Below are 15,146 nucleotides of genomic sequence, written 5' to 3'. Positions count from 1 at the left end.
GACATCTCCCCCTCTAGGGGGGAGATCGGACGGGGTGACGGCTTTCGCAAATTGTCGGCGTTGCAAGAATGAGCGAGACGCCGAAGCTGCCAATCTCCCCCCTTGAGGGGGAGATGTCCGGCAGGACAGAGGGGGGCGCCGTAGAGCGCTATGCGCCAATTCATTCTCCCTCATCATTGCCGACCCCGCATCGTAATGAAAGCCCCGAACATCACCACGGCGACCATGATCAGGCCCTCGATGATGGCGGTGACGTTGGGGTCGATGGCAAGCAGGGTGAGGTCGGTGCGCACCAGGCGCAGCACGAAGACGGCGACGATGGGGCCGAGCAGGCCGCCCTTGCCGCCGCCCAGCGCCACGCCGCCCAGCACCACGGCCGCGACGCTGGCGAGCAGATAGGGGCCGGGAATAGGAGCGCCGATGCCGGTGCTCATGGTCAGCGCCAGGCCGCCCATGGCCGCGAACAGGCCCGACAACGCATAGGCGATGATGCGGGTGCGCTTGACCGGCACGCCGCTGCGGAACGCCGCCAGCTCGCTCGAGCCGATGGCGTAGATGGACAGGCCGAGGCGCGAGCGCCTCAGCGGTATCCAGACGATGCAGAGGCAGATGATCAGCACCAGCAGAGCCTTCGGCAGCCAGGCGTCGATGTTCTGCGGCAGGCCGGGTATCGGGACCGTGCCTGAAATCATCGCCTTCAGCCATTCGGCGGCGGCGCCGCCCGGCGCGCCGAGCACCAGAAGAGCCGCCCCTTGCAGCACGAACAGCATGGCGAGCGTCACCACGATGTCGGGGACACGGGTGGCGACAATGAGCAGGCCGTTGAGCGCGCCGAGCACAAAACCCATGGCCAGTACGAAAGGCACCACGAACAGCGCGTATTCTTCCGAGGCGCCGGCCATCATCGAGGCGGCGGTGACGCTGGTCAGCGCCATCATGGCGGCGACCGACAGGTCGATGCCGCCGGCGATGACGACGACGGTCTGCGCGGCCACGGCAAAGGCGTAGGGCAAGACGGCCCGCGCGAGCGAGCCGAAATCGCCGCTGCCATAGCCGGGCTGGATCAGCTTGGTGACGACGAACAGCACGACGAGGAGGGCGAACAGGCCGGCGACCCAGCCCTGGCGGCGCAGGAGATGGCTCATGGCGTCGCCTCCGGTGCATCCGGGGTATTTGCTGTGGGGTCCGCCAAAATGCCGACATCGGCCTTGGCGCCGCGCGGCAGGCCGTAGGCGGCGCGCATCAGTGCCGGCTCGTCCGCCTCCTCGACCGGGAAGATATCGACGACGCGGCCGCCGAAGATGACGATGACGCGATCGCAGACGCGCTGCACCTCTTCGAGTTCCGAGGTGTAGAACAGCACCGACTTGCCGTGGCCGGCGAGCTCGCGCAGCAATTTATAGATCTCCTGCTTGGTGCCGACATCGATGCCGCGCGTCGGGTCGAAGCACAGGATGGTGCGGGCATCCGCCGCTATCCAGCGGGCGATGGTCACCTTCTGCTGGTTGCCGCCGGACAGGCGCTGCACCTCGCCTTGCGCGCGGGTGTCGATCTGGAGGCGCGCGATGGCGCTCGCCACCGTGGCGCGCTCCTTGCGCATGGCGATCGGCCCCCAGTTGCGCAAGGCGGCGCTGAAGGGCAGCGCGATGTTCTCGCGCACCGAGCGCTGCATGGCGAGGGCCTCGGAGCGGTCGCCCGGCACATAGGCGATGCCGGCGCGGATGGCGTCGATCGGATGGGTGAATTTCGCCGGCTGGGCGTCGACCTCGATCGTGCCGCCGGACGGTTTGATCGAGCCGGCAAGGGCGGCGAACAATTCATCCTGGCCCTGGCCTTCGAGCGCGACGACGCCGGCGACCTCGCCGTCGGCGAGATCGAAGGAGACGTCGTTGAGCTTGGTGCCGACACGCAGATTGCGCACGGCGAGACGCGGGCGGACAGGGGCCGACGTGGCGGCCTGGCCGGCGGCGCGGGCTGCCATCTTGGTCTTCTCGATGCGGGCGCCGAGCATCAGCTCGACGATCTTTTCCTCCACGCCGGGCTCGATGTCGAGAACGCCGACGGTCGCGCCGTCGCGCAGCACGGTGGCGCGGTCGCAGAGCGCCGAAATCTCGACGAAGCGGTGCGAGATGAAGATCACGGCGCGGCCGCTGTCGCCTTGGCGACGCACGACTTCCAGCACCTTTTCAGCGAGGTTGGCGGGGAGCGCCGCGGTCATCTCGTCGAGCAGCAGCACGTCGGGCTCGACGGCGAGCGCCCGCGCCAGATCGAGCACGCGCAGCACCGCCAGCGGAATGTCGCGCGCGGTGTCGCGCAGGTCGAGGTCGGGAATACCAAGTTCGCGCACCCAGGCACGGAACGGCTCGACGGGCGTGCCGGTGAGCCGCAGATTGGACAGTATGTCGAGATCGGGGATCAAGGACGGTTCTTGGTAGACCGGCAAAAGGCCAGCGCGGCGCGCGGCGGCGGGCGAGCGTATGTCGCGCGCCTCGCCGCGGATCAGCACGCGCCCGGCGGAGGCAGGAACCGCGCCGGTCAGGATCTTCACCAGCGTCGACTTGCCGGCGCCATTGGCGCCCATCAGGGCATGCACCTCACCCGGCAGGACGGACAGCGACGCGTCGCGCAGCGCGGCAACCGCACCGTAATTCTTGGCGACGCCGGAGGCGTCGAGGAGGGGACTGGTGGTCAAATTGCTGTCCCTATCAGAAACTCAATTGCTGGCGCTCTACGGCGCCCCCCTCTGTCCTGCCGGACATCTCCCCACAAGGGGGGGAGATCGGCCGTAACTTCGGCTTTCGCCAATTTTCAACGTGGCAAGACGAGAGCCGGCGCCGAAACTGCCAATCTCCCCCCAAGTGGGGGAGATGTCCGGCAGGACAGAGGGGGGCGCCGTAGAGCGCTAACCTATCAAACCTTTGGTTGGCGAGGACGGCAAACGCCATTCTCGCTAGCCAATCAAAATAGCCCTTACTCCCCCGGCCCCTTGCACGCCACGATCTGGTCCTTGGTGTAGGTCGTCCAGTCGGGGATCGAGATCGAGACCGGCCATTCGGGGCTGAGCGACGGATCGGCGGCGGCCTTCAGCTTGGCCTTGCCTTCCTCGGTGGCGTTTTCCCAGAGCTGCGGCTCGACCAGAACGGTCTGCTGCGCCGGCTTCTTGCCGTCGAGGATCTGGAGCGCGAGCGTCACGCCGGCGCCGCCGATCGAGCCGGGATTGGTCACGGCCGCCCCGACGAGGTCCTTGACCGAATTCAGCTGGCCGACGAAACCGGCATTGTCGGCGCCGACCACGGGCACCATCGGCGCCTGCGATTCCACCAGCGCGTCGACGATGACGTTGTCGATGCCCGAGGTCCATACGCCGTTGAACGGCGTGCCGGTGGCGAGGAAGGACAGCATCTGCTGCTTTGCCTGGTCCTGCTGCCAGCCGGTGAACACTTCCTGTGCGACCTTCACGTCGGGGAATTCGGCCAGCGCCTTCTTGAAGCCCTTGTCCCGATCCGAGTCGGCCGAGGCGCCGGCGGCGCCGCGCATGTAAAACACCTCACCCTTGCCGCCCATCTGCTGGAATAGCCATTTGGCGCCGAGATAGGCATATTGTTCCTGGTTGTTGGAGATGATGTAGGCCGAGGGTTCGGTGACCGCCTGGTCGACGGCGACGACGACGATGCCGGCCTTGGTGGCTTCCTCCAGCCCCGCCTTGATGCCGGCGGGATCAGCCGGATTGACGACGATGGCGTCGACCTTGGCGCTGATAAGGTTGCGGATGTCCTCGAGCTGCCCGGCGGCGTCAGTGTTGCGGTGGGCGATGTTGAGCTTGCTCACTTCGCCCGAGGCCAGCGCCTGCGCCTTCATGGCGCAGACCATCTCCTCGCGCCAGCCATTGCCCTGTACGGTGTTGGAGATGCCGATCGTGTATTTGCCCTCGGCGGACGAGGCGCCTATCGAGGCCAGCAAGGCAGCACCGGCAAGGAGCGGAACAATGGGCAGCGGCACCATGGTCAGGTATTTCTTCATTTCAGATTTCCTCCACTTTGATTTTCATTTCAATTCCAAGTCCTTACACCGGGCCGCGCAGAAAGAGATTCAGGCGGCGCCTCGATGTTGTTTTTGCGCCGTCATTTGACGAAGGGACGCAGCACGTCGCGGGCAAGCAGGAAGCCGCGCTTGACCTTATCGTCGCTGCCCTCGAACCACCGGTCCTCGTGCTCGATGATGATCGGGCCGTCATAGCCGGCACGGTAGAGGCCGGAGAAGAAGCCGTTCCAGCCGACATCGCCCAGCCCCGGCATGCGCGGCACCTGCCAGCCTATGCCAGACGAAAGGATTCCGCGCTCGTACAAACCATCATGATCAATCATCAGGTCCTTGGCATGGACATGCAGCATGTAGGGGCCGAATTCCCTGATGAAGCGGGCCTGGTCGATCATCTGCCAGACCAGGTGCGAAGGATCGAAATTCATCCCGACATCGCCGCCCCAGGTTTCGAGGATGCGGCGCCAGACCAGCGGCGAATAGGCGATGTTGTGGCCGCCCGGCCATTCGTCATAGCTGAAGATCATCGGGCAGTTCTCGAAAGCGAGCTTGACGCCGTGATCGCGCGCATGGGCGACGATATCGGGCCAGATTTCGAGCGCGTGCTGCCAGTTGACGTCGACGGTCTTCGAGGCATCGCCGCCGCAGAAGGTGTTGACCAGGGGCACGCCCATATTCGCGGCCAGCACGATCACCTGCTTCAGATGGTCGATCACCGTCTTGCGGTGGGCGGCATCGGGATGCAGCGGGTTGGGATAATAGCCGAGACCGGAAATGGTCAGCCCCTTGCCGGCAAGGTTTGCCGCGATATCCCTGGCCTGCGCCGGCGAGGTCGCGGCGGCGTCGATGTGGCTGGTGCCGGCATAGCGGCGGCTGGCGCCCGAGGCTTTCGGCCAGCAGGCGATTTCCAGCGCCTCGAAGCCGGCCGAGCTTGCCCAGTCGGCGACCGCGTCGAGCGGCGTCTCCGCGAACGGTGCGGTGAGCAGTCCAAGCCTCATAATGCCTCCCCCGGTCGTGAATTCACGACCGATTCCTACTATGCAGATCGTGCCGGTTGCTTCAACCGCTCATCTGCCGGTTGCGCGCATGCATGCCTGACGGTTGCCATCGGATCGTCCGACAACAGCCCGTCGAGCGCCGATGTGACGGCCTTGCGGAACATGTCGTTGGCGGCGAGGGCGGGATCGAAGATGGCGTCGATCGCCAGGATGCCCGCAGCCAGTGCCGGGACGTCGCGTCCGCTTGCCTCCGCTATGCCAGCGATCTTGACGGCATAGGGGTCCGACACCGGCCAGCGCCGGCCGAACCGGGATGAAGCCTGGATCAGATAGGCCATCCAGCCGGCGACGGATACCGACAGCAGCGCAATGCTTTTTTCCTCGCCCAGCCGATCGCGGATCGGGTTGAGTAGGCGCTGCACGATCTTTTGCGAGCCGTCGGTGGCGATCTGGTGGTTGCGGTGGCGGATCGCGGTATTCTGCAGACGGCCAAGGCTCTGCTCGATATAGGCTGATGGGTCCATGCCCGGCACCGGCTTCAACGTTGGCAGCGTCTCCTCGACGAGCATGCGGCGCACGAAGGCCGACAGCAGCGGGTCCGCCATCGCATCGAAAGTGTGTTCGAGGCCGGCCAGCACGCCGAGATAGCTGAGCGTCGTCTGAGCGCCGTTCAGCACACGCATCTTGAGATGCTCGAATGGCGTGACGTCGTTGACGAAGGTTGCCCCCACCAGGTCCCAGCGCGGCACGCGGCCGGCGAATTTCTGCTCGATCACCCATTGCCGGAACGGCTCGCCGGCAACGACGGCTCCATCGCGGTAGCCGAAAAGCTGCTCCACACCGTCGAGATCGGCCTGCGTGCTCGCCGGCACGATGCGGTCGACCATGGCGCTGGGGAAGGCGGCATTGGCCGCGATCCATTCCGCAAGGCCGTTGCCGCGCCGTTCGGCAAAACTCCGCACGACATTTTCCAGGATAGTGCCATTGGCCGGGATGTTGTCGCAGGAGAGCAGCGTCAACGGCCGGCCATGCGCGGCCATGCGTTGCTCCAGCGCCCGCGCCAGAATGCCGGGCACGCTGCGCGGCGTCAGCGGGTTTGCGAGATCGTGGACGATGTCGGGATGGTCGAGGTCGAGCGCGCCGCTGGCCGGAATATGGCAATAGCCCTTTTCGGTAACGGTCAGCGTCACGAATTCGATGTCCGGGGAGGAGAGCACTTCGAGCGCGGGCATAGCGCTCGCCTGGCTATCGACAACGCGCACGATGCTGCCGATGACGCGGGCCTCGACATGGGAATCCTGGCGGATGAGCCTGGTGTAGAGCCCGTCCTGAGGGCCGAGCGTATCGGCGAGCGCCGGCGGACGGATGTTGATGCCGACCACGCCCCAGCGGCCGAAGCTCCGCGCCAGGAGGTCGTCGGTGTATTCGGCCTGGTGGCAGCGGTGGAAGGCACCGACGCCGAGGTGCGCCATGCCTGCCTGGAGCAAGGCACGGTCATAGCCGGGCCTTTGCACCGTCGCCGGCAGGCGGCCGAGCAAGGCCGGACCGAGCGTCTCGGGCGCGGCTGTGCTCACCGGTTGGCTCCGATCACCCACTGTTCCTGGTCGATCAGCGAGCCGGTCATCGGTCCCGCGGCGTCGGAGAGAAGGAAGACGGCGAGCCTGGCCACGTCCTCCGCCGAGAACAGCCGGCCGAAGGGCTGCGCGGCGTTGGCGGCATCGAGCCAGCCGGCGCCGTGGCCGAGCGTCTCGGCCTGCATGACGCGCTCGGCGGGCGTATCGGTCCAGCCGACATTGATGCCGTTGACGCGGATGCGGTCGAAGCGGTGGGCGTTGGCTGCGTTCCTGGTCAGCGTCGCCAGCGCGCCCTTGGTGGCGGAATAGACGGCGAGCTCGGGCGAACCGCAATGGGCATTGATCGACAGGATGTTGACGATCGCGCCGCCCTGACCCCGCTTCCGCATGTCGGCAATCGCCGCCTGCATGAGGAAGAAAGGGGCGCGGGCATTGACGGCGAACAGCGAGGCCCAGTCGTCGGGGATCGCATCGAGGAAGGAGGCCCGGTCGGTCAGGCCGGCGGCATTGACGAGACCGTCGATACGGCCGAAGCGGTCGATGCAGGCTTGCGCAAGGAGGGCAGGGGCTGCCGGGTCGGAAAGCTCGGCGGCGATGAAGTGTGCCGGCGTGCCCGCTTGCGAAAGCTCCGCAGCAACGGCCTCGCCGCGCGTCCCGTCGCGGCCGGTGACCAGCAGGCCGCCGGCGCCGGCACGCGCCAGGGCTTCGGCGACTGCCCGGCCGATGCCTTGCGTCGCGCCGGTGACCAGCACCATCTTGCCGTCGAGCTGAAGCTCCATTCCTCCTCCCGGAACAAAGTTTCTATTTCTGAAGATATGGAATGTCAGTTCCCGTTAGTCAACCGCGCAATCATTCTGCCCGTTGGGCCACGACACCATGGACCAAAGCCATGCCGACGGCGAGCGACGCCGCCAGCGAGCGGAAGCCTGCGAAGTCCTGTTCCACAACTTCCAGCCAGGTGTCCGAGAACTTGACCAGCGGAGAAAAAGTGCTGTCGGTGATGGTGACGATCCGCGCGCGCCGCTCGTGGGCGACCGCGACGAGGTCGGGCGTGATCGAATTGTAGGGACTGAAGGAGACCGCCAGCACCGCGTCGCGTCTGCCGATGCAGCCGACCTGGTCGAGCGCGGTGGAGCCGACATTGTCGACCAGCACATTGCGCACGCCTTGCTGCGACAAGGTCAGCGAGAGATAGCTGGTGACGGGAAAGGCGCGCTTGGAGCCGATGACGTAGATCAGCTCGGCGGCCGAAAGCAACGCCACCATTTTCTCGAAGCTCTCGATATCGAAGCCGGTTTCGATGCGGCCGAGCGAGGCCTGCGAGGCGCCGACCATGCCGCGCAGGAAATGCAGGTCGGCATTGGATACGCGCGGCGTGCGTTCCTGGCCGCGCCCTTCCGGCCAGGACGCCTTGACATGGTCCTTGAACAGGCCCTGGAAATCGGAAAAGCCGGCATAGCCGAAGATCTGCGCGAAGCGCACCAGCGTCGAAGGCTGCACCCCTGCCTGCGCGGCCACCTGTGCGATGGTGCCGAGCGCGACGTCGCTCGGATGCTGCCACAGGAAGATCGCGACCTGGCGCAGCCGCTTGGGGAAATGGACCGTGCCCGACGACAGCACCGCGCGCAGCTCCTCGTAAGTCTGCGGCTTGATATAGCCGAGCGCCGCCAGCGAGCGCCCGCGCTTGCGGGTCGCCGCCTCGTCGGCGCTGGAGGGTCCGGATGATTTGCGCGCCCCGCTCATGATTTCAGGCTAGCGCGATACGATCGTTTTACAATATGAAAATTGGAAATCCTGTTCGAGGGTGGTAGCTGTTCTGCAGCGAAGAAGTTCGATGCATTCAACATAGCACCCTATGGCGCCCCCCTCTGTCCTGCCGGACATCTCCCCCACAAGGGGGGAGATGGGATGTCACGCCGGCTTTCGCCAAATTGCCAGCGTTGCATGAAAGGCGTCGCGGTCGACGCTGCCAATCTCCCCACCTGTGGGGGAGATGTCCGGCAGGACAGAGGGGGGCGCTACAGAACTCGACGGTGGGTGCTGGCTTAACATCCTTAAATCGGAGGAGACAAACATGGTCTATGCGACATCGGACGGATCGGCGGGCAAGCGTTTGCGCGTCGGCATGGTGGGAGGCGGGCAGGGCGCCTTCATCGGCGCGGTGCATCGCCTCGCCATGCGGCTCGACGACCAGATCGCGCTGGTGGCCGGAGCGCTGTCGTCCGACCCCGGGAACGCCGCCGCCTCGGCCGCCGAGATCGGCATCGCGCCGGAGCGCAGCTATGCCGATTACCGCATGATGGCCAAGGCAGAGGCGGCGCGCCCGGACGGCATCGAGGCGGTCGTCATCGTCACGCCCAACCATCTGCACGCGCCGGTCGCGACAGCCTTTCTGGAAGCCGGCATCGATGTGATCTGCGACAAGCCGCTGTCGACGACGCTGGGCGAGGCGCAAGCCCTGGTGGCGCTGACGCGGGAGAAAAATCGCCGCTTCGTCGTCACCCTCAACAACACCGGCTACGCCATGGTGCGCCAGGCGCGCGAGATGGTGGCGGCGGGCGAACTCGGCCGCATCGTCTCCGTGCACGGCGCCTATATCCAGGACTGGCTGACCAGGCCGATCGATGCCGACGGCCAGAAACAGGCGGAATGGCGCACCGACCCGGCGCGCGCCGGCCAGTCGGCGGTGCTGGCCGATATCGGCGTGCATGCCTTCAACCTGGCGAGTTTCATCAGCGGCCGCGAGGCCGAGACGGTGTCGGCCGACCTGTTCACCGCCGTGCCGGGACGGCGGCTCGATGACAACGCGCATGTGCTGGTGCGCTGGGCGGGCGGGGCACGCGGCACGATCCTGGCCAGCCAGACGTCGCCCGGCCACTATAATGATCTCTCCGTGCGCATCTATGGCGACAGGGCGGGGCTTGAATGGTCGGGCACGCGGCCCGAGGAACTGCGCTTCTCCAGATATGGCGAGGAAAGCCGCACGCTCGTGCGCGGCGGCCATGGCTCGACGCAGGAAAGCCGGCGCGTGTCGCGCATGCCGGCCGCTCATCCCGAAGGCTATATCGAGGCCTTCGCCAATTTCTACCGCGACGCCGCCGACATCATCCGCGCGCATCGTTCGGGCGCCGCCGTCGATGCGGCCCGGGCGGCGCAGGTGCCCGATGTGGTCGACGGCGCGCGCGGCGTGAAGTTCGTCGCCGCGGCGGTGGAGTCGAACGCGGCTGACGGGGCGTGGACGGCGGCAAGGTTCGGGTGAGGGTGTGCCATCCAATGTGACATCGCGGCCACGCCCGACGGTGCCGCGCGGTTGACGGCGATCAAGAGTTGGCCGTCCATTCGGGACCGCGCTGTGTTCCGCCATTTTTCAGCTCGTTGCGAGGCTGGTTTCGAAGGCAACAGCCGGTTGACTGGCTTCCAAATCGTTGCCGCCGACCTTGCGCGAGGTGATTGCGACGCTATGTCAGGCGCATCCGCGTTGCTCCCCGCCCGCGCATTCGGCAATCTGTCGCTTCTTCGGCGTTGAAGGCTTGCTCCGATGGAACTCGGTCTCATTGGATACTACAGCGACTTCGTGGTTTACCCCCTGGCGATCGCCCTGCTGGCTGTGGCCGGGCTTATCGAGGCCGGCGAAGAGAGCGCGCCAGGCTGGCTGGCGACGGCGCTGGCGTGCCTTTGTCTGTGGACGCTGATCGAATACGTCATGCACCGCTTCGTCCTTCACCACATTCCCTGGATCAGGGATCTGCACGCCCGCCATCATGTCGAGGAGCGCAGTCCGGTGGGCACGCCGACCTGGCTCAGCCTCGGCGTGCATGCGCTTGTCGCGTTCTTTCCCGTATGGATGGTCTCGGATTTCGCGGTCGCCAGCGCGGCGAGCTGCGGGCTGATGCTGGGCTACCTATGGTACGTCAGCATCCACCATGTGATCCATCACTGGCATCCCACTCATCCGAGCTATCTCTACACGCTGAAGCGCCGCCACGCGCTGCATCATCATGTCGACGAAAATGTCAATTTCGGCGTGACGTCGCTGTTCTGGGATCGGGTCTTCGGCACGATGCGGCTCTGAAGCCAACTGGTGTGCGCCATTCGAGGAGCGCAGACAGCCATTCCCGCTTACAATTCCTTCTGCGCCAATTCCCTGAACTCGTCGGGCACGGAGCGGGCCGCCTCCAGCGCCACGGTGCCGTAGCCGACGGCCTGTTTGCCGAAGCGCTCGCGGATCTTGTCGATGGCGCGGTCGGCGCCGAAGCGTGCGAGGCCCTTCCTGGTGCCGGGGCGGCGCTTTTCGTCGGCGAGGCCGAGCGGCAGTTCGAGCTGCAATTCGGCACTTTCCTCCAGATGCGAGACCGAGATCGCCAGCAGCGAAATCGTCCTGTCATGCGGATGATCGGCAAGCACGCCCCGCACCAGGTCTGTCGCGATCTCGGCCAGCATCACCGTCGCCGAGATCGGCTGGTCGAGCGTGATCGAGCGGGTGACGGCGCTGAGGTCGGCGAAGCGCACGCGCACCGTCACCGTGCGGCCGGGGCGCGCCTTGGCGCGCAGCCGGCTGGCGACCCGGTCGGCCAGATGCAGCAGGACGGGGATGTAGACGCATTCCAGTGCCGGCTTGCGGCCAAGCGCCGACTGGGCACCGGCCGAATGGGCGCGGCGACGTGTTTCCAATTTGCGCGGATCGCGGTTCCACGACAAGGCGGCAAGCTTTTCGCCGGCGGCAGGGCCGAGCAGCCGCGCCAGCGCGCCGCTGTGCGTCCTGGCCAGTTCGCCGATTGTCTGGACGCCGATCTCGGCCAGCCGCGCGCTGGTCGCCGGGCCGACGCCCCACATCAGGGAGACCGGCAGGTCATGCAGGAAGGCGATCTCGGTGCCGGGCTCGACCACCACCAGCCCATCGGGCTTGGCCACCTGCGAGGCGATCTTGGCCAGGTGCTTGGTGCGCGCCACGCCGATCGAGATCGGCAGGCCGAGTTCGCTTCGCACGCGGCGGCGAATGGTCGAGGCGATCTCCCGCGGCTGGCCGAACAGATGCGTGCAACCGGCGACATCGGCGAAGGCCTCGTCGATGGAGATGCGCTCGACCAGCGGCGTGAAATCGTCGAGCACCTTCATCGCGGCGTCGCCGAGCCGCTGGTAGTCGCGGAAATTTCCGCCGACGAAAATCAACTGCGGGCAGAGCTCGCGCGCCTTGCGCCCCGGCATGCCGCCGCGCACGCCGAAGGCGCGGGCTTCGTAGGAGGCGGCGAGCACGACGCCGCCGCCGACCGCGACCGGCTTGCCGCGCAGCGAGGGGTCGAGAAGCTGCTCGACCGAGGCGTAGAAAGCGTCGAGATCGGCATGCAGGATGGTGGGCTCCATCCCCGGTTCCTCGCGACGTTGTAGAGTATGGAACATAAAGAGAACAAACATTGCTCGCTGTCAAGCGAGGTCGCGATCCGCCGGAACATTGTCGCTCACAATCGCGTTGACGGCCGAAGGGCGCTGCGTGCGGAGGCTGGCATGGGCAACTTTGAAATGATCGATCTGGTTTGCGTCGTCAACGCCTGCTCGACCGACCGCGCCGCGGGGCGGCTGGTTTCGATGGCCAAGGCCGTGGAGGAATTGCGGGTGCTGACCGGCGATTTCGTCTCGGCCGACGAAACAGTCGCGAATGCGCTGAGTGAAGTCGCGCTGCAGTGCGGCTGCGCCGTGCTGTTCGATGAGCAGGCGGGCGCCGACATATTGCGCACGCCATAGCTCGTCGCCGGCGTGCTGCAATGCATCACGCAACCGTTCCAATCGCTTGTTTTTGCGCTATTCCGAACAGAGGGCCGTGACGCACTTTCTAACGCGCGTTGCCTGTGCGGGTCGTTGTCCCCGAGGCCACCTTGGCGACATCCATCAACCGAGATGCTCCGCCCGCAGCGCCTGCTTGAGGCGCTCCAGCGCCGGCTCGCCGTCGGCAGCGAGCTTATCGGCGATCCTTGCCAGATCATCGTCGGCCTTGCGGTGCTTGCTGCCCCAGGCGCCGAGCGTGGCCAGCACGGGCAAAAGGTCGATGCCGGCCTCGGTCAGGCGATAGATCGCCTTCAGCCCATGCGTGGGATCACCGCTGCGGGTGAGGATGCCTTCGTCCTGCAATGTCTGGAGGCGCTCGGCCAGCGTACGCGAGGAAATGCCCTCATCGGATTGCAGGAATTCGCGAAAGTGCTTTTTTCCGGCGAAGACTAGGTCGCGGATGATGAGCAGCGTCCAGCGGTCGCCGAGCAGTTCGAGCGACAGGTTGATGGGGCAGCCAGACCGGTCCCGTGTCGACATGTGTATGGTTCCATTTTTAAATCGCTTTACTATTGACATCATTTTCATCTCAGGTCAATAGTTCCAAATGTAAACCATCGGCAACCGTGCCGGCCGGACGGGTAAAACGAGCCGCTCGGCCCTTGACTGGGAGAACCATAATGAAAAAGCTGATCCTCCAGATGCAGATGTCGGTCGACGGTTTTGTCGGCGCCGCCGGGGATCATCGCTGGCAGCTCTGGGAATGGGGCGACGACAGCGCCTGGGACGAGGAGCTGAAGCGGGACTTCAACGCCGTCTTCGCCGGCATCGATACCATCCTCTTGAGCCGCAAGATGGCCGAGGAAGGCTACCTTACCCATTGGGGCAATGCGGCGAAGAGATATCCGCGCGACCCGTTCTATGCTTTCGCCCAGCGCATCGTCGAGGCGAGGAAGGTGGTGCCGAGCGACAGGCTCAAGGCCTCGCGATGGGAGGGCACGACAGTGGTCAGCGGCGACCTGCCGCGGGAGGTCGACTTGCTGAAGAGGGGTGAGGGCGGCGACATCGCGGTGTTCGGCGGCGCCGGCTTCGCCTCGGCGCTGATCGCGGCCAGGCTGGTCGACGAGTTCCAGCTGTTCATCAACCCGGCCGTGCTGGGCGCCGGCCGCCGCATCTTCGACCAAGGCGGGTTCGGCAGGCTGCGGCTGCTCGGCTCGAAATCCTATGCGAGCGGCATGGTGGTGAGCCGCTACGCGCCGGCCGGCTAATCGAAAGGCATTGCACTGATATCATGCCTGCCGTTGAGCTTGGGCATGGCAGTCGGCGATGCAGCACCAAGCGCGGTTGTGCCTTAGCCCCAGGGGCGAAGGGAACACGCGCCTCGATGTACTCTTGGTCAACACCTTGGCCTCACCAATTCACTTCGCATCATGAAAAATGATGCCCACCGTGTGCCGCATGCCCGAGCGCAGGCGGCTGACGCCGTGGCGCAGATTGACGCGGTAATTGCCCTTGGTGCCCTGCACCGGCCGATTGTGGACGGCGAAGGAGACGGCATCGCCCTGGCGCAAGGGCACCACTTCCACCCGGCTCTGCATGCGCGGCCGCTGTTCGGTCAGGGCGAACTCGCCGCCGGTGAAATCCTCGCCGGGTTCTGAAAGCAGAACCGCCACCTGCACCGGAAAAGCGAGGTCGCCATAGAGGTCCTGGTGCAGGCAGTTGAAGTCGCCGGGCACATATTGCAGCAGAAGTGGCGTCGGCCTGACCTGGCCGGCGGCGTGGCACTGCTTGAGAAAGGCGGCATGCGTTTCGGGATAGCGCGTGGCGATGCCCATGCGTTCGTTCCACCGGTTGGCGACCTCGGCGAGCCTGGGATAGAGCGCCGTGCGCAGCCCGCCGATCAGGTCTGGCAAGGGGTAGCGGAAATAGCGGTATTCGCCCTTGCCGAAGCCGTGCCTGGCCATGTGGATATGGCTGCGGAAATGTTCTTCATGCGGATAGAGCCCGGCGAGTTGTCGGCACTCCTGCGGCGTGAGCAGCTTTTCCATCACCGCACAGCCGAAGCCGTCGAGTTCGGCGGCTAGGGCTGGCCAGTCGTAAGCGGCAACGCGTTCCTCGGCGGCTTTCACCACCGATGCCGCAACCTTGGCATGGGCGTTCATATTGCGGCCTCTTTGTCGAGCAAAGCGTGCTTGCGCTCAGTGCCCCAGCGGTAGCCGGAGGGCGTGCCGTCGGCGCGGACGACGCGGTGGCAGGGAATGCCGAGCGCGATCGCGTTAGCGGCGCAGGCCGTCGCCACGGCGCGGGCGCCGTTCGGTTGGCCGAGACGCTGGGCAAGGGCGGCGTAGGTGATGGTTGCGCCGCGGCGGATGCTGCGAAGCTCGCCCCAAACTTTTTGCTGGAACGGCGTGCCGTGGCTGATGTCGAGCGGCAGGTCCAGGCCGGCGGCGGGCGTTTCGATGAAACGCGTTATCGCCGCAAGATCGCCTTGCAAGGCGGTCTCGTCCTCGACCAGCATCCTGCCGGGGAAGCGGCTGGCGAGATCCTGCGCCAGCGCCTCGGCGTCGGAGTCGATCAGGATGGCGCAGACGCCGAGGGAACCGCGCGCGGCGAGGATTTTGCCGATCGCGGATTGGGCGATGGCGTAGGTGATGGTGTCGGCGCCGGAGGCTGTCGCCGGCGTGTGGGTTTGCATGAGGTTCATTGCTTCACTCCTTCTGTGTGCCTGAACCCTAGCCGCGTGCCTTCCGTTCCTCACTCCGATGCTTGCTTTCAA

15 protein-coding genes are annotated in these 15,146 nt (G+C 65.8%); 4 read left to right on the top strand and 11 right to left on the bottom strand.

Features of this window, described 5'->3' with window-relative positions; all coding sequences use genetic code 11:
* Positions 1–173: 173 nt before the first annotated feature.
* The 7 genes from FJ986_RS11340 to FJ986_RS11305 form a co-directional block, all read right to left on the bottom strand.
* Positions 174–1,145 carry an ABC transporter permease gene (locus FJ986_RS11340; RefSeq protein WP_140561105.1) on the bottom strand — a complete coding sequence of 324 codons (972 nt, stop codon included), beginning with the start codon at positions 1,143–1,145 and terminating at the stop codon, positions 174–176.
* The gene (locus FJ986_RS11335; RefSeq protein ID WP_140674299.1) at positions 1,142–2,692 is read right to left on the bottom strand and encodes a sugar ABC transporter ATP-binding protein; all 1,551 of its coding nucleotides are present in this window, start codon (positions 2,690–2,692) and stop codon (positions 1,142–1,144) included. The genes FJ986_RS11340 and FJ986_RS11335 overlap by 4 nt, the downstream gene beginning before the upstream one ends.
* A gap of 278 nt (positions 2,693–2,970) precedes the next feature.
* On the bottom strand, positions 2,971–4,020 hold the full coding sequence (locus tag FJ986_RS11325; RefSeq protein WP_140674297.1) for an ABC transporter substrate-binding protein: 1,050 nt from the start codon (positions 4,018–4,020) through the stop codon (positions 2,971–2,973).
* Between the two features lie 101 nt (positions 4,021–4,121).
* Positions 4,122–5,036, bottom strand: coding sequence for a sugar phosphate isomerase/epimerase (locus FJ986_RS11320; RefSeq protein WP_140622968.1), 915 nt, complete (start codon positions 5,034–5,036; stop codon positions 4,122–4,124).
* A 38-nt stretch (positions 5,037–5,074) separates the two neighbouring features.
* On the bottom strand, positions 5,075–6,610 hold the full coding sequence (locus tag FJ986_RS11315) for a mannitol dehydrogenase family protein (protein ID WP_140674295.1): 1,536 nt from the start codon (positions 6,608–6,610) through the stop codon (positions 5,075–5,077).
* Positions 6,607–7,389 carry an SDR family oxidoreductase gene (locus FJ986_RS11310; protein ID WP_140674293.1) on the bottom strand — a complete coding sequence of 261 codons (783 nt, stop codon included), beginning with the start codon at positions 7,387–7,389 and terminating at the stop codon, positions 6,607–6,609. Before FJ986_RS11310 ends, FJ986_RS11315 begins: the two co-directional genes overlap by 4 nt.
* Before the next feature lie 70 nt (positions 7,390–7,459).
* A complete protein-coding gene (locus FJ986_RS11305; protein ID WP_140674291.1) occupies positions 7,460–8,353 on the bottom strand; it encodes a MurR/RpiR family transcriptional regulator in 894 nt (297 codons plus the stop codon).
* Positions 8,354–8,684: 331 nt separating this feature from the next.
* Between FJ986_RS11305 and FJ986_RS11300 the strand changes: the two genes are divergently transcribed.
* Positions 8,685–9,869, top strand: a complete 1,185-nt coding sequence (locus FJ986_RS11300; protein ID WP_140674289.1) for a Gfo/Idh/MocA family oxidoreductase — start codon at positions 8,685–8,687, stop codon at positions 9,867–9,869.
* 279 nt (positions 9,870–10,148) lie between these two features.
* Entirely contained in the window at positions 10,149–10,682 is a 534-nt protein-coding gene (locus FJ986_RS11295; RefSeq protein ID WP_140500066.1) for a sterol desaturase family protein, read from the top strand.
* A gap of 47 nt (positions 10,683–10,729) precedes the next feature.
* Here the strand turns inward: FJ986_RS11295 and dinB are convergent, their stop codons facing one another.
* Positions 10,730–11,971 (bottom strand): DNA polymerase IV, encoded by a 1,242-nt coding sequence (dinB, locus tag FJ986_RS11290; RefSeq protein ID WP_140516035.1) that lies wholly within the window; start codon positions 11,969–11,971, stop codon positions 10,730–10,732.
* Positions 11,972–12,112: 141 nt separating this feature from the next.
* Between dinB and FJ986_RS11285 the strand changes: the two genes are divergently transcribed.
* On the top strand, positions 12,113–12,349 hold the full coding sequence (locus FJ986_RS11285; RefSeq protein WP_140500063.1) for a hypothetical protein: 237 nt from the start codon (positions 12,113–12,115) through the stop codon (positions 12,347–12,349).
* Positions 12,350–12,493: 144 nt separating this feature from the next.
* On the opposite strand, the gene FJ986_RS11280 is transcribed toward FJ986_RS11285, so the two are convergent.
* Entirely contained in the window at positions 12,494–12,910 is a 417-nt protein-coding gene (locus tag FJ986_RS11280) for a helix-turn-helix domain-containing protein (protein WP_140521490.1), read from the bottom strand.
* Positions 12,911–13,050: 140 nt separating this feature from the next.
* On the opposite strand from FJ986_RS11280, the gene FJ986_RS11275 reads away from it, so the two are divergent.
* The gene (locus tag FJ986_RS11275; protein ID WP_140516033.1) at positions 13,051–13,638 is read left to right on the top strand and encodes a dihydrofolate reductase family protein; all 588 of its coding nucleotides are present in this window, start codon (positions 13,051–13,053) and stop codon (positions 13,636–13,638) included.
* 150 nt (positions 13,639–13,788) lie between these two features.
* Here FJ986_RS11275 and FJ986_RS11270 read toward each other — a convergent pair whose 3' ends face one another.
* Complete coding sequence (locus FJ986_RS11270) at positions 13,789–14,532, bottom strand: 2OG-Fe(II) oxygenase (RefSeq protein ID WP_140521491.1); 744 nt, start codon at positions 14,530–14,532, stop codon at positions 13,789–13,791.
* Positions 14,529–15,074: a methylated-DNA--[protein]-cysteine S-methyltransferase gene (locus FJ986_RS11265; protein WP_140674287.1), complete on the bottom strand. Its 546-nt coding sequence runs from the start codon at positions 15,072–15,074 to the stop codon at positions 14,529–14,531. The genes FJ986_RS11270 and FJ986_RS11265 overlap by 4 nt, the downstream gene beginning before the upstream one ends.
* Positions 15,075–15,146: the final 72 nt, after the last annotated feature.

This window comes from Mesorhizobium sp. B1-1-1 (assembly GCF_006442955.1).
Classification (GTDB): domain Bacteria; phylum Pseudomonadota; class Alphaproteobacteria; order Rhizobiales; family Rhizobiaceae; genus Mesorhizobium.
Note: the sequence above shows the minus strand (reverse complement) of the source record. Positions and strands in the feature narration are given on the sequence as shown.